This is a genomic window from Curtobacterium sp. UNCCL20 (assembly GCF_900101675.1).
GTDB lineage: Bacteria > Actinomycetota > Actinomycetes > Actinomycetales > Microbacteriaceae > Curtobacterium.
The window spans coordinates 1891850-1906166 of sequence record NZ_FNKG01000001.1 but is presented as its reverse complement, the minus strand read 5'-3'; the positions used below and the strand labels follow the sequence as shown (position 1 = coordinate 1906166).

Here is a 14317-nt window from a genome sequence, read left to right as displayed (position 1 = left end):
GCGATCGCCGGCCCGGGCCGGCGGGGTGTCAGGCGGGCAGGGCGACCTCGGCGGCGAAGGCGCGCACGACGCGGTCGACGACCTCGGCCGCCGGGGTGTCCCACACCGCCTGGTTGAAGATCTCGACCTCGACGTCGCCGGTGTACCCGGCCGACGCGACGGCGGCGCTTATCGGCCCGAAGTCGACATGCCCCTCCCCCGGGTACCCGCGCGACAGGAGCGGGTCGGCGGCGAGCGGTGTCACCCAGTCGCACACCTGGTACGTCGCGATGCGTCCGGCAGCCCCGGCACGAGCGATCGAGGCGCTGAGCGACGGGTCCCACCAGACGTGGAAGGTGTCCACCGCGACGCCGACCGCGGCCGCCGGGAACGGCGCCGCCAGGTCGAGGGCCTGCGCCAACGTCGACACCACCGCACGGTCCGCCGCGTACATCGGGTGCAGCGGCTCGACGGCGAGCTGGACGCCCGCGTCGAGGGCGAACGGCACGAGCTCCTCGAGGGCGCCGGCGACCAGGGACCGCGCCGCGACGAGGTCCTTCGACCCCTCGGGCAAGCCGCCGGCGACCAGGACGAGGACCGCTCGGGACCCCTCCGCCCCGGCGGCGGCGAGCACCGCGGTCTCCTCGATCGCCCGGCGGTTGTCGTCGAGGGCAGCGCGGCGGGCAGCACCCTCGGGCAGCGTGAAGAAGCCACCGCGGCAGTGCGTCGACACCCGCAGGCCGGACTCGGCGACCATCCGTGCAGCCACCTTGAGGCCCACCTCGCCGACGGGTTCCCGCCAGGTGCCGATCGCACCGACGCCAGCCTCGCGGACGGTGTCGAGTGCGTCGCGGAGCGAGGCGTACTTGATCGTCGCCTGGTTGACGGACAGCCGCGGGTGCGGGTCAGCGCGACGAGACGCGAGCGCGTCCGTCGTCACCGGGGTGCTCACGCGACCACCCCGACGACGGAGCGGTCGCCGGGGGCCGAGCCGCGCCTCCCGGCCGTCACCGGCACCCCGGCCAGCGCGAGCAGACCGTGCCAGCGCGACGCCGCGAGCGACGGGTCCTCGAGCGCACCGCAGGCGTTCGCGAGCCGGACCGTCTCGGACAGGTGCGGCAGCGAACGCCCGGCGTGCTGCCCGCCGACCATGGCGAAGGCGGGCTGGTGGCCGTTCAGCCACGCGAGGAAGGCGATGCCGGTCTTGTAGTGCCAGGTGGGGGCGCTGAAGACGTGGCGGGCGAGGGCCTCGGTCGGGCCGAGGAGCGCGCGGAAGGACGTCTCGTCGGGGAGCGCGCGGACGGCGGCGGAGGCGATCGGCGCCATCGCGGCGAACGCGCCGAGGAGGGCGTCGGAGTGCACGTGACGGCCGTCCGCCGTCGGAGCGCCCGCGATGAGGTCGACGTAGTGGAAGTCGTCGCCCGTGTACATCCGGGCGGTCTCGGGCAGCCGGGCGCGGAGTGCGGTCTCGGCATCGGCGTCGAGGAGGCTCATCTTGATGCCGGACACCTGCTCGCCGGCGTCGCGCATGATGGCGAGGACGGTGTCCGCGGCGGTGGGGGCGGGTGCGGGTGCGCCCGCGGGCGCGGGTGCGGCTGCGCCGCCGAAGTACCCGGCGAGCTCAGGGTCGAACGCCTCCCCCAGCCAGTGCAGCACGACGGGGGCGCTCGCCTGCTCGATGACGCGGGCGTACACCCGGCGGAAGACGCTCGGGGCGTCGTCGCTGCCCCGTGCGAGCCGCGCGAGGTGCCGGCTCGCCATGAGCACGACACCCGCGCCGGCGTCCTCGGCGTGGTGCAGCTGCCGGACGTAGGCGTCGACGACCTGCTGCTCGCCTGCGGGGCCGTCCGGCAGGTCGTCGGTGTTCACCCCGACGACGATGCGGCCGCCGACGGACCGAGCCTCGCGGGCGGAGCGGGTGACGAGTTCGCGGGTCGCGGCCGGGTCGAGGCCCATGTTCCGCTGCGCGGTGTCCATCGCGTCCGCGACCCCGAGTCCCCACGACCAGAGGTGGTGCCGGAACGCGAGCGTCGCGTCCCAGTCGAGGTCCGCCGGAGCACCCGGCGTATTGTCCGCCGCCGCCCGGGGCACGACGTGCGCCGCCGCGTACACGACGCGCTCGGCGAGGGGGCCGTCCGGCTTCGCCGAGTCGGCGACGGCCGGTGGGCCGAGGGGCGTGGTGCTCGTGGACCCGTCCGGCGCGAGGAGCGTCAGGACGTCGGTCACGACACGGCCCCGACGGTCTCGGAGTGCTGGGCGACCTCGGGCACGTCCGCCGGTCCGGTGCGCGGAGCGGCGGCCTGGGGGCGCGGAGCGGCGGCCTGGAGGCGCGGGTCGGCTCTGGTGGGCAGCGTCAGCTCGGGCAGGTCCACACGTCGACCCTCGGCGCTGGACCGCAGGCCGGCCTCCGCGAGGGCGACGCCGCGGGCGCCGGACAGCAGGTCGTACGGGTGCGGGCGGCCGGCGACGAGGTCGCGGAGGAAATCCTCCCACTGCGCGCGGAAGCCGTTGCCGAACTCCTCGTTGTCGGGCACCTCGAGCCACTGCCCGCGGTAGTCCCGCTCGTCCCGGAGGTCCGGGTTCCAGACCGGCTTCGGCGTGGCCGTCCGCGGTTGGATGCGGCAGCCGAACAGACCGGCGACGGCGCTGCCGTCCGTGCCGTCGACCTGGAACTCGACGAGCTCGTCGCGGTCGACCCGCACCGCCCAGCTCGAGTTGATCTGCGCCGTGACGCCGCCCGCCAGGTCGAACACTCCGTACGCGGCGTCGTCGGCGGTGGCCGGGTAGGGCACGCCCTGCTCGTCGGTGCGTTCCTCGATGTGGGTGACGGCCCGGGCGTACACGGACTCCACCCGGCCGAAGAGCTGCTCGAGCACGTAGTTCCAGTGCGGGAACATGTCGACGACGATGCCGCCGCCGTCCTGCTTGCGGTAGTTCCAGCTCGGGCGCTGGGCGCTCTGCCAGTCCCCCTCGAACACCCAGTAGCCGAATTCGCCGCGGACACTGAGGACCTTCCCGAAGAAGCCGGAGTCGACCAGACGACGGAGCTTCCGGAGGCCGGGGAGGTAGAGCTTGTCGTGGACGACGCCGTTCGGGACGCCGGCCTCCTGGGCGAGGCGGGCGAGTTCGAGCGCCTCGGCCGAGGTCTCGGCCGTCGGCTTCTCGGTGTAGACGGCCTTCCCGGCGGCGATGGCCTTCCGGAGGGCGTCGGCGCGTGCGCTCGTGACCGCGAAGTCGGCGAACACGTCCCAGCGCGGGTCGGCGAGAGCGGCGTCGAGGTCGGTCGTCCAGTGCTCGAGGCCGTGGCGTGCCGCGATCTCCTCGAGCTTCGCGGCGTTCCGGCCGACGAGGAGCGGTTCGAGCTGGACGCGACTGCCGTCCGGGAGCAGGAGCCCACCGTCGTCCCGGATCGCGAGGATCGACCGGACGAGGTGCTGCCGGTAGCCCATGCGTCCGGTGACGCCGTTCATGATGATGCCGATGGTTCGCGTGGTCAACGCGTGCTCCCTTGCTCGCTGTGGCCCGCTCTCCGATGTGCTGGAAAGCGCTTGCCGGAACCGTACACCAGGAGCCGCCCACACCGCACCCACCCCAGCCGGTCCGCCGTCGTTCGCGCGCCGCTCGGTCGGCGGCCCGCGCCGCCCGGTCGTCGCTCCCGCTCGCCCCTCGTCCGCCGAGGTCCCACGACTCGCCGCTCACGTCCGCCGAGATCGCACAAAGTGCCTCTCGACGCCGTCGGGAGTGCCACATAGTGCGATCTCGGCGCGCAGGGAGCGACTGCAGACGGCAGCGCGGGCGACTACCGGGCGGTGCTCGCGCGGAGGACGACCTCGCCGTCGACGGCACCGTCGGCCTCGACCCCGAGCGCTCGGCGGACAGCCCGGGCACCGATCTCCTCGAGGGGCAACCGCACCGTGCTGATCGCCGGCACGACGTCCGCCAGCATGCGCACGTCGTCGAACCCGGCGACCCCGACGTCGACCCCGGGGACGAGTCCGCGCTCCCGGATGGCCGCGAGGGCCCCCACGGCCATCAGGTCGGTGACCGCGAACACGCAGCGCGGCAGACTCGCGGCACCGCTGGCAGCGCGGTCGAGCAGCGTCGTCATCGCCTGGTGGCCGCCGTCCCGCGAGAACTCCGACGTGACGATGCACTCGTCCGGCACGCGCAGTCCGTGTGCGGCGAGTCCGGCGACGAACCCCTCGACCCGGGCGTGGGCGGTGACGAGGTCCGGGTCGCCGGCGAGCACGGCGAAGGAGTCGTGTCCCAGCTCGGCAAGTGCCCCGGCGAGCGCTGCGGCACCGCTGAGGTTCCGGATCACGAGCGGTTGCACGCCGGGCACCCCGGCCACAGCGCCGTCGAGGTCCGAGACGAGCGCCGAGACGCCGGCACCGGCCGCGACGAGTCTGCTCACCGAGGCTCCGAGGTCCGCGTCGTTGCCGAGCCGTCGACTCACCGCGAGGACGACGGCGCGCGGCCGGAGACCGGCGACGACGGCGAGCACCTCGGCCTCGCGTCCGGCGTCACCGCCCGTCGAGGTGATCGTGACGACGAGCCCGGCCTCGTCGGCAGCCTTGATCGCCCCCGCGGCGATGGCGGCGAAGTAGGGGTCGGCGATGTCACCGACCACGAGGGCGAGCGTGGTCGTGGTGCCCCGCGCGACGGCCTGTGCCTGCACGTTGGCGGTGTACCGGAGCTCGAGCGCGGCGGCGTGCACGCGGTCGACGGACTCCTGCCGGACCTTCCGGGCGCTGCCGTTGAGCGCCCGCGAGGCGGTCGCGAGCGACACGCCCGCCAGCGCGGCCACGTCTGCCAGGGTGACCGTGCCCCGTTCCGGCATGTCGCGCCTCCAGTCCGATCCGCGATGCGCGGTCTGTGGTGAGGATAGCGATTTCCGCGCCGCGCTGGGCGCACTCGGGCGCACGTGTGCGGCGCCCTCGGTCGCACGTGTGCCGGGTCGCGAACCGCACGTCACATTGTCGGAACATTTGCGAGGAAAGCGCTTGCCAGGATGCCCCTCGTCGTGTAGACCTTGTGTCCTCGGCCGAGACATCCCGAATGCTCACCCACGGCGCAGCCCGTGGCCCCGAACGAAAGCAGTGACGATGAAGTCATCCAAACGAGTGCTCGCACTCGCCGGCGGCCTCGCCGCCCTCGCCCTCCTCTCCGGCTGCGCTTCGGGCAGCTCGGGGGACGGCGGCAAGGTCGACAAGCTGACGTTCTGGCTGTCGACCTCCACGGCGCAGGAGAAGGGCTACCAGGACCTCGCCACCGCGTACGAGAAGAAGACCGGCGTCGCGGTGAAGATCGTGAACCTGCCCTACGACGGCCTGCAGACGAAACTGCGCGAGTCGGCCCAGGCCAACTCGCTGCCGGACGTCGTGCGTGCCGCCGGGATCGACCCGATCTGGACCGGCAAGACCGTCGACCTCTCGTCGATCGTGGACGACAAGGCCAACAAGATCGACGAGGACCTCATCGCGGCGGACGACAAGGGCAAGGTGACCTCGATCCCCTCCGACGTCACCGCAGCCGGCCTGTTCGTCAACAAGTCGCTGTTCGACAAGGCCGGCGTGAGCTACCCGACCGACCCGGCGAAGGCGTGGACCTGGGACGAGTTCCTGAAGGCCGCCGACCAGGTGAAGGCGAAGACCGGCGCGAAGTACGACCTCGTGTTCGACTCGTCGCCGTCGCGGCTCCGCGCGTACATGTTCACCAAGGGCACCGACTTCATGCAGCAGAAGAAGGACGGTTCGTTCCCGGACGACGCGAAGACCGCCGCCGCACTGCAGGACTTCGCCGACATGAACGACGACTCGATCATGCCGAAGTCGGTGTGGACCAGCGGGCAGGACCCGAACGCGCTGTTCAAGAGCGGGCAGGTCGTGGCGTACTTCTCCGGCGTGTGGCAGTCCTCCGACTTCGCGTCGAACATCACGGACTTCGACTGGGCCAGCGCCGCGACCCCGGCGGACCCGACGCACGCCACCGAGATCAACTACGGCGGCAACATCGTCGGCTTCGAGAACTCGGACACCCGCGGTGCAGCGGCGAAGAAGTTCATCGACTACATGTACGACCCGACGAACTACGCGAAGCTCGTCACGACGAACGGCTTCCTGCCCGTCGAGAGCGGCCTGACGATCGACTACCCGTTCACCTCCCAGGCGGCCAAGGACTCCTTCGCGCTGTACCAGAAGGAGATCGCAGCGGCTGACCCCATCTCGAGCTCCTACGCCAAGGAGAGCGCGAAGTGGGCAGTCGAGGGCAAGGAGCTCGGCACCGACCCGACGACGGCCGAGGTCGGCAAGCTCATCAACGGGCAGCAGTCGGCCAAGGAGACCCTGGCGACGATCACGAAGTACTACGAGGACCACGTGGGCTGACGTGGCAGCGGCGCGGCCGGGTGAGGCAGCACCCGACCGCGCCGCCCGGTCCCAGCACGGTCCGGGTCCGTCCGGCACCGCCCGGCACCGCCCGGGCCCGTCCGGGCCCGTCCGGCACCGCCCGGGCCCGTCCCCTCGACCACCGCACGACGAACGAAGAGGATCACCGTGAGCATCCCCACCGCAGCCGGCGACGTGCAGACCGCCGTGCCCACCCCGGTGCCGCCGGACCGGTCCGGCGCCCCGCGGACCACGAAGCGTCGACGCTCCGGCGTCAGCCGCCCGGTCCTCGCCCCGATCCTGTTCGTAAGCGTGAACGCCGTCCTGTTCGTGGTGTTCTTCGTCTGGCCGGCCGTCATCGGTCTCGGCTACTCGTTCACCGACTACAACGGCGTCGTCGACCCGAAGTTCATCGGGCTGGCGAACTACGCCGAACTCTTCGCGGACAGCACCTTCTACGCCGCACTCGCCCGGACGTTCCTCTACGCGATCGTCGCGGTGCCGCTCGGCTTCGTCCTGTCGTTGTCGATGGCGCTCATGCTCACGAGCCCCGCGGCGAAGGGCCGGAGCGTCGCCCGCATCGTGTTCTTCGTGCCGTGGCTGATCTCCCCCATCGTCACCGGCGTGATCTGGCGGTGGATGTTCGGCGAGAACTTCGGCCTGGCGAACTTCGTCATCGAGTCGTTCGGCGGCAAGGCGGTGCCGTGGCAGTCGAACGCCGACCTGTCGCTGCTCGTGGTCGTGTTCGCGACCGCGTGGGCGGGCGCCGCGTTCAACATGCTGCTGTTCGTCGCGGCGATCCGGAACGTGCCGCAGTCGTACTACGAGGCCGCGTCGCTCGACGGCGCCGGCACCTGGCACCAGTTCCGCTACATCACCCTGCCGAGCATCGCCCCGACCTCGTTCATCGTGATCCTGCTGTCGTCGCTCGGCGCGTTCAAGGAGTTCGCCACGATCCAGGCCCTCAACGGTGGCGGACCGGGTACCGACAACAACCTGCTCGTGCAGTACATCTACACGAACGGCTTCCAGAACGCCCACATCGGCTACGCCAGTGCGGCGTCGATGGTCCTCATGCTCATCCTCATGGCGATCGCTCTCATCCAGCTCGCCGTGAACCGTCGGACGGAGGCCCGTCGATGACCGCCACCCTGCCTGCAACCCCCGGGAACCCGGGCACCCCGGGAAGTCCCGCGGCGACGAGCGCCACACCGACCGACACCCGAGGGGGACGCGGTCGACGCACCACGCGCGGCCGGCAGACCCACCAGGGGCCGCCCCGCCCCAAGGCCATCGCGGCGACCGCCCTCCTCTGGGTCTTCATCATCGGTTTCGGCTTCCCGGTGCTCTGGTTCGTCCTCAGCGCGTTCAAGCCGGGCGGCGAACTGTTCTCCTACCCGCTGACGCTGCTGCCGAAGCAGTGGTCGGTGAGCGGCTTCGTGGAGGCCTGGTCGAGCTTCGACTTCGCCCGCTACTTCGGCAACACGATCATCGTCGCCCTCGTGACGACGGTGCTGACGGTCCTGGCGAGCGCTGCCACCGGGTACGCCCTCGCGAAGTACGACAACAAGTGGTTGAAGGTCTTCTTCGTCTGCATCCTCGCGACGACGATGCTCCCCACCGAGGTCATCCTCGCGCCGACCTTCATCGTGATCCGCGACCTCGGCATGTACGACTCCCTGGCCGGCATCATCGTGCCGTCGGTCATCACCGCGACCGGCATCTTCATGTTCCGCCAGTTCTTCATCACGGTGCCGGACGACCTGGTCGAGGCCGCCCGCATCGACGGTGCGAGCGAGTTCGGGATCTTCTGGCGCATCATGCTGCCGATCTCCCGCCCGATCATGCTGACGCTCGCGATCTTCTCGTTCCAGTGGCGGTGGAACGACTACATCTGGCCGCTGCTGGTCCTGAACGACCCGCACCAGTTCACGATCCAGATCGCGCTGCAGAGCATCGTCGGAGCGGAGAACGTCAACTGGACGGTCCTCCTCGGCGCATCGGTGATCTCGATCGTCCCGCTGCTCCTGCTGTACCTGGTCTTCCAGAAGTACGTGAACGGTGCGGACCTCAACGCGGGTCTCAAGGACTGATGGGCTTCCTCGACGCGGTCGCGCCGGCCGCCGACGCGGACGTCGCCCGCATCCGGCTCGCCGACGACGAGCCGGCGGCGCTCCAGCACCGCGAGCTGATGGCGGACGCGCTCGCGTTGGTCGGCGCGTGGGTCCGGAGCGGGCCTGGAGGCACGGATCACGACGACTCGGACCTCACGATCGCGCACGGCCGGGTCCGGCACCTCGCGGCCCGGCAGTCCCCCGGCGGCACGTTCGTCGGCGGCGACAACGTGCTCTCCCCACCGGACTCCGCCTTCACGGTGAACGACGTGTGCGACGCCCTCGAGCTGCTCGCGCCGTACCGGGCGTCCGTGGCCGCGGCGACAGCCCTGGCCGACGACCTCGACCGGATCGTCCGGCGCGCGACCCCGGCTCTGCTCACCGGTGGCGTGCACACGCCGAACCACCGGTGGGAGATCTCCGCCGCGCTGGCCCGGATCCACCGACTGCACCCGTCGCCGTCGCTCGTCGCGCGGATCGACGAGTGGCTGGCCGAGGGCCCCGACATCGATGCCGACGGCCTGTGGTCCGAGCGCAGCCCGAACTACGCCGCCGCGGTGTCGTGTCCGTCGTTCCTCGTGCTCGCGTCGGTGCTCGACCGGCCGGACCTGCTCGACCCGGTGCGTCGGTCGCTCGACGCCACCCTCGCGCTGCTGCTGCCCGATGACACCGTCGAGACCGTGCAGTCCCGCCGGCAGGACCAGTCGCAGCCGTTCGGCATCGGCCCGTTCGCGCCGTTGCTCTGGCACGTGGCGGTCCTCGACGACCGCGCGGACCTCGCCGCCGTCGCAGCCCGCGCGGCCGTCGCCGACATGTGGCAGCCGGGTGCGGTCGCCGCCCGCGCGATGACCGACCCGCTGCTCGGCCGACCGCTCCCGGTCGGTGCTCCCCTGGCCCCCGGGACGTCCCGCTTCCGCGAGGCACGGCTGGTGCACGTCCGCGAACCGGACCGGAGCGTGGTGCTCTTCGCGGGATCGGACGTGCCGACCGAGGGGCACGTGCGCTCCGGGCTCGCGAACAGCCCGACCTTCCTGCGGGTCGTGTCCGGCGGCGCCGCACTCACGGACGTGCGGTTGTCGCGCGAGTTCTTCGGGCTCGGCCCGTTCCGTCCGACGGCGATGGACGACCTCGGGGACGGGCGGTGGCGGCTCACGGAGACGGTCTCGGCCGGCTACCACCAGCCCCTCCCGCCGGCGGCGCGTCGAGCGGACGGCGCGTACGACCTCGGCGACGAGGGGCGCTTCTCCGCCGCGATGTCGTTCGGCGAGCGGACCACCGACGCGGTGACCCTCACCACGACGGTCGAGGTGTCGATCACGCCCGGCGCGGTCACGCTCGACATCGCGACCGAGGGTGCCGACGTCCCGTGGTCGCTGCAGCTGACCTTCCGAGCCGGGGGTACGTTCTCCGGTGTGCGCACCGATGCCGCGACCGGAGAACGAGTCCTCGCCGAGGGCACCGGCGTCCACCGTGCCGGAACGGACGAGCTGACCTTCGGACCCGGCAACGGGAGCGGTGTCGGCCAGCCGGCGTTCTACGCCCCCGGCCAGGACTACGCGTTCCTCGGCGGAACGGACCGACCCGACGGCGACCACGTCCACGTCACCGGGCGTGCTCCCGGACGCACGCGGGTCGTCATCGGCACCCCGCGATGACCGTTCCCGGAGTGGTGCTCGTCGGTGCCCGCGGCTACGGCCTGCACCACCGGGCGAACATCGACCGACTCGTCGCCGCCGGGTCCTGCACGCTCACCGCCGTCGTCGACCCGACGCTCGGCACCGACCTGGACGGCGGCGCGCCCGTCGCCGCCGACGTCGAGGCCGCGCGCGCCCACGGCCCGGTCGACGTCGTGGTGGTCGCCGCGCCGATCGCCGCCCACCTCCCGCTCGCGCTCGCCGCCCTCGAGGCCGGTGCGGACGTCCTCCTCGAGAAGCCCCCGGTCACCACCCGGGCGGACCTCGCCACCCTCCTCGACGCCGAGCGCCGCACCGGGCACGTCGTGCAGGTCGGCTTCCAGAGCCTCGGTTCCGACGCCCTTCCCGCACTCCGCGGTGGGTCCGTCATCGGCCGCGTCCGGTCGGCTGCCGCGGTCGGCACGTGGACCAGGAACCAGGCGTACTGGGACCGCTCCGGCTGGGCCGGCCGACGACGGGTGGACGGGGTCGACGTCCTGGACGGCGTCGTCACCAACCCGCTCGCCCACGCGGTCGCGACGGCCCTCGCGCTGGTCGGCTGCCGTCGAGCCGCCGACGTCGCCCGGGTCGAGGTCGAGCTGTACCGGGCGAACGCGATCGAGGGCGACGACACCTCGGCCGTCCGCGTCACGACGACGGCCGGTCTCGAGGCCACCGCGGCGCTCACGCTGTGTGGTCCGTCCGAGGTCCTCCCCGCGATCAGGGTCCGGGGCACGAGCGGGTCCGCCGTCCTGCACTACACGTCGGACGACCTCACGATGGACGGTGAGACCCGGCACCTCGGTCGCACCGACCTCCTCGAGGACCTGCTCGCACACCGCACCACCGGCACGGACCTCCTCGTCCCGCTCGTCTCGACCGGTGCCTTCGTCGAGGTGCTCGAAGCGGTCCGCGCCGCCGAACCCGTGCAGATCGACCACCCGTGGGTCACGTGGCAGGGTGACGGACCCGAACGGCGCCCCCTCGTCGCCGACGTCGAGGCGATCGTCGACCGCGCGGCCGAGGAGCGCGCCCTGTTCTCCGAGGTCGGAGCCCCCTGGGCACACACCACTGCGGACGAGGTGCTGCACGAGCTCGTCGTCGACGGCGTCCGCGTCGCCGAGGTCCGCGACGGTGGCGGCACAATCGCCACGTCGTCCCCGCGGCCGTACCTCCACCCGGTCCGGACGCTGGCCGGTACCACGGTCAGCGCACACCACCCGGCCGACCACGACTGGCACTGCGGCGTCGGCTTCGCGATCCCCGACGTGGACGGCGTGAACTGCTGGGGTGGCCGGACGTACGTGCACGGCGAGGGGTACGTCTGGCGTGACGACCACGGCAGCGCCTCGGTCCTCTCCGAGGAACTGCACGGTCGGACCCTCGCCCAGGAGGTCGTCTGGCGCGGCCCCGACCGTCGCGTCGTCCTGCACGAGGACCGTTCGCTCGCGTGGCGCACGGTCGACTCCGGGTGGGAGCTCACCTGGTCGTCGTCGTTCCGAGCCCCCGGTGACGCGGTCGTGCACCTGGGCGGTCCGGGCAGCAACGGGCGCGTCGGTGCCGGCTACGGCGGCTTCTTCTGGCGCTTCCCCCGGTGCAGCGACGTCCGCGTGCGAACGGCTGTGGCGGACGGCGAGGAGGCCGTGCACGGGTCGGTCGCGCCGTGGGTGGAGTGGTCTGCGGTGTTCGACGGCGAGGCGGCGACGGTCCGCCTCGAGGCGCTGGACCACCGCGACCCGTGGTTCGTCCGGGCTGCCGAGTACCCCGCGCTCGGGTCGGCGCTCGCGTGGCGCGAGCCGGCGCTCGTCCGGCCCGGCATCCCGCTGGTGCGGTCCTTCCGCGCGACCGTCTCGGACTGACCGGCCGGGGCTCTGCACGCGCCCGCCCACGGGCCTGGAGGCGCGTGGCGGCCCCGCCCCGCGCCTCCAGGCCGCCCCGCTCCCGCCGCCCACGCCCGCGCTACCGCCGCTCCGCTCCCATTTCCGCGAGCGGGCGAAATCCCGGGGTCCGCGCGTGCGCGCACCCTGGTACTTCGCCCGCTCGATGTGCAACGCGGCCGAGCCATGCCCGTGCCGGAACGTGCCACCTCCACGAGCGGGCGGAACTCCACGGTGCCCTCGTCGGTCCACCCGGGGGTTTCGCCCGCTCGCGAGAGGGCGGCGGGGAGGCATGCCGGAGCGGGCATGTCGGCGAGCGCTAGCCTGGCCGGATGAGCGAGTGGGAAGACCAGGTCGCCACGCTGTGGGCGGACGACACCATCGACGACGAGGCCCGACTCGACCGCATGCGCGCGCTGCGCACCTCTGCACCCCAACCCGCACTCGGTGCCTTCGAACTCGGCGGCGCGTTCGACTCCGCCGGGCACGAGGCCGAGGCCGACGTGCAGTACGCGGCGGCGACGGCAGCCGGCCTCGCAGACGTCGACCCCGTGCGCGCTGCGCAGCTCGTCGTGCAGCACGCCTCGACGCTCCGGAACCTCGACCGCGTCGACGAGGCGATCACGATGCTCCGCGATGCGCCCCACCACCCGGCGACCGGTGCGGCGCCGCGGGTGTTCCTCGCGCTCGCCCTGCACAGCGCGGGACGGCACGACGAGGCGCTCCGCGTCGCGATCGAGGCCGTCGAGCCGACGCTGCCCCGCTACAACCGGTCGGTCCGCGCCTACGCGGCGGCGCTCACCGACCGGTGACGGGGATGGAGTCGCTCGTTGTCCGGAGCGACTCCTGCCGGAGCTCGAGCTGCGAGACGGCGAGGGCCGCCAGGTCGTGGAGGTTCGCGAGGTCCGCCTCGGTCGTCTCCCGCGGGCGCGTGTCGAGCACCGCGAGGGTGCCGATCGCCGTGCCGTCGTGCTTCACGAGCGGCACGCTGACGTAGAACCGGAGGCCGAGCGGACCGGTGACGAGCGGGCTGTTCCGCATCTCCGGGTGCGCTGAGCCGTCCGGGATCACGACCGGGACCGGCACGGGCGCGAACCCGTTCCGGAAGCTGATGCTCCGGGCCGACTCGTCGACGCCCTCGGCGATGTACGACGAGGACCACTCGCGGTCCTCGTCGAGCACCTCGACCAGGGCGATCGGCGCGTCGAAGAGCCGCGCGGCCATCGCCGTCGTGCGTTGCAGGGCCTCTTCCGGCAGCTCGTCGAGCGTCGCCGGGCGGGCGGGCTCGACGGACGGGGCCGCCAGCGGAGCAGTGTCGACCGCGCTGTTGTCGACGTCCGGGTCGACGACGTGGTCGGCGACGGCGGTCTCCGCGATGACGGCGTCCCGCAGGAGTGTCACGAGCTCGGCCCCGACGGGGCGGTCGTGTGGGTCCTGCGCGGTCATCGCACGGAGCAAGGACTTCCAGTGCTCCGGCAGCGGCTCGGGGACGACCGGGTCGCGGGAGAGCCGGGCGACGGCGGACTCGACGAGCGAGCCGGGGAACTCGCGCCGGCGGGTGAAGCACTGCAGGAGGACCAGGCCGAGCGAGTAGACGTCGCTCGCCGGTCCGACCTCACCGCCGCGGGCCTGCTCGGGGCTGAGGTACGCGGCGGTGCCCGTCGTGACCCCGTCCGCCGTCAGCCGTTCGACCCCCGCGGCGAGCGCGATGCCGAAGTCGGTGAGTCGTGCGCGGGCACGGTCGGAGTCGTTGCCGTAGTCGACGAGCAGGATGTTCGACGGCTTGATGTCGCGGTGCACGACACCGCGGGCGTGGATGTAGTGCAGCGCCTCGGCCAGGTCGTAGCCGATCTCGGCGATGTGGCGGGAGGCGAGGGGGCCGACGGACAGGCGCTCCTCGAGGTCCTGCCCGACGACGAGCGCCATCACGATGTAGCGCTGCCGGGTGCCGTCGGCGCCGGTGACCACACCGGCGTCGAGCAGGCTGACGAGGTTGTGGTGCTCGAGGGCCGCGAGGACGCCGAGCTCGGCCTCCTGCCGGGCGATGTCGACGGTGCCCGGGTGGAACACCTTCACCGCGACCGGACGGCCGAGGGTCTCGTCGACGGCGCGGTACACGACCGACATCCCACCCTGGCCGATGGCGTGCTCCAGGCGGTACCGCCCGTCGAGGACCGGTGTCCGGCCCTCCTGTCCCTCTGTCGGACTCATGACTTCCTCGTTCTCGACCCCGGCGTGCAACGATGCATCATCGCATCCGGCAGGGGGTCGAGGCGTCCGGATCACGT

Annotated in this window: 11 protein-coding genes; 6 read left to right on the top strand and 5 right to left on the bottom strand. The window is 72.5% G+C overall.

Annotation, left to right across the window (positions count from 1 at the left end):
- Positions 1–28: 28 nt before the first annotated feature.
- The 4 genes from BLT36_RS09215 to BLT36_RS09200 form a co-directional block, all read right to left on the bottom strand.
- Complete coding sequence (locus BLT36_RS09215) at positions 29–931, bottom strand: sugar phosphate isomerase/epimerase family protein (RefSeq protein ID WP_254787469.1); 903 nt, start codon at positions 929–931, stop codon at positions 29–31.
- Positions 928–2205 (bottom strand): DUF993 family protein, encoded by a 1278-nt coding sequence (locus BLT36_RS09210; RefSeq protein ID WP_092094124.1) that lies wholly within the window; start codon positions 2203–2205, stop codon positions 928–930. Before BLT36_RS09210 ends, BLT36_RS09215 begins: the two co-directional genes overlap by 4 nt.
- Complete coding sequence (locus BLT36_RS09205) at positions 2202–3449, bottom strand: Gfo/Idh/MocA family protein (RefSeq protein WP_092094552.1); 1248 nt, start codon at positions 3447–3449, stop codon at positions 2202–2204. Before BLT36_RS09205 ends, BLT36_RS09210 begins: the two co-directional genes overlap by 4 nt.
- Positions 3450–3778: 329 nt before the next feature.
- Positions 3779–4819: a LacI family DNA-binding transcriptional regulator gene (locus tag BLT36_RS09200; RefSeq protein WP_092094123.1), complete on the bottom strand. Its 1041-nt coding sequence runs from the start codon at positions 4817–4819 to the stop codon at positions 3779–3781.
- Between the two features lie 265 nt (positions 4820–5084).
- Here BLT36_RS09200 and BLT36_RS09195 point away from each other — a divergent pair, with 265 nt between their 5' ends.
- From BLT36_RS09195 to BLT36_RS09170, 6 genes are all read left to right on the top strand, one after another.
- Positions 5085–6365 carry an extracellular solute-binding protein gene (locus tag BLT36_RS09195; RefSeq protein ID WP_092094550.1) on the top strand — a complete coding sequence of 427 codons (1281 nt, stop codon included), beginning with the start codon at positions 5085–5087 and terminating at the stop codon, positions 6363–6365.
- 168 nt (positions 6366–6533) lie between these two features.
- Positions 6534–7508: a carbohydrate ABC transporter permease gene (locus BLT36_RS09190; protein ID WP_217638275.1), complete on the top strand. Its 975-nt coding sequence runs from the start codon at positions 6534–6536 to the stop codon at positions 7506–7508.
- The gene (locus BLT36_RS09185) at positions 7505–8458 is read left to right on the top strand and encodes a carbohydrate ABC transporter permease (protein ID WP_254787468.1); all 954 of its coding nucleotides are present in this window, start codon (positions 7505–7507) and stop codon (positions 8456–8458) included. The genes BLT36_RS09190 and BLT36_RS09185 overlap by 4 nt, the downstream gene beginning before the upstream one ends.
- Positions 8458–10134, top strand: coding sequence for a hypothetical protein (locus BLT36_RS09180; protein WP_092094121.1), 1677 nt, complete (start codon positions 8458–8460; stop codon positions 10132–10134). The genes BLT36_RS09185 and BLT36_RS09180 overlap by 1 nt, the downstream gene beginning before the upstream one ends.
- A complete protein-coding gene (locus BLT36_RS09175; RefSeq protein WP_092094120.1) occupies positions 10131–12011 on the top strand; it encodes a DUF6807 family protein in 1881 nt (626 codons plus the stop codon). Before BLT36_RS09180 ends, BLT36_RS09175 begins: the two co-directional genes overlap by 4 nt.
- 350 nt (positions 12012–12361) lie before the next feature.
- A complete protein-coding gene (locus BLT36_RS09170) occupies positions 12362–12841 on the top strand; it encodes a tetratricopeptide repeat protein (protein ID WP_092094118.1) in 480 nt (159 codons plus the stop codon).
- Here BLT36_RS09170 and BLT36_RS18720 read toward each other — a convergent pair.
- Entirely contained in the window at positions 12828–14240 is a 1413-nt protein-coding gene (locus tag BLT36_RS18720) for a protein kinase domain-containing protein (protein ID WP_175529554.1), read from the bottom strand. The two genes, BLT36_RS09170 and BLT36_RS18720, sit on opposite strands and share 14 nt — an antisense overlap.
- Positions 14241–14317 lie beyond the last annotated feature (77 nt).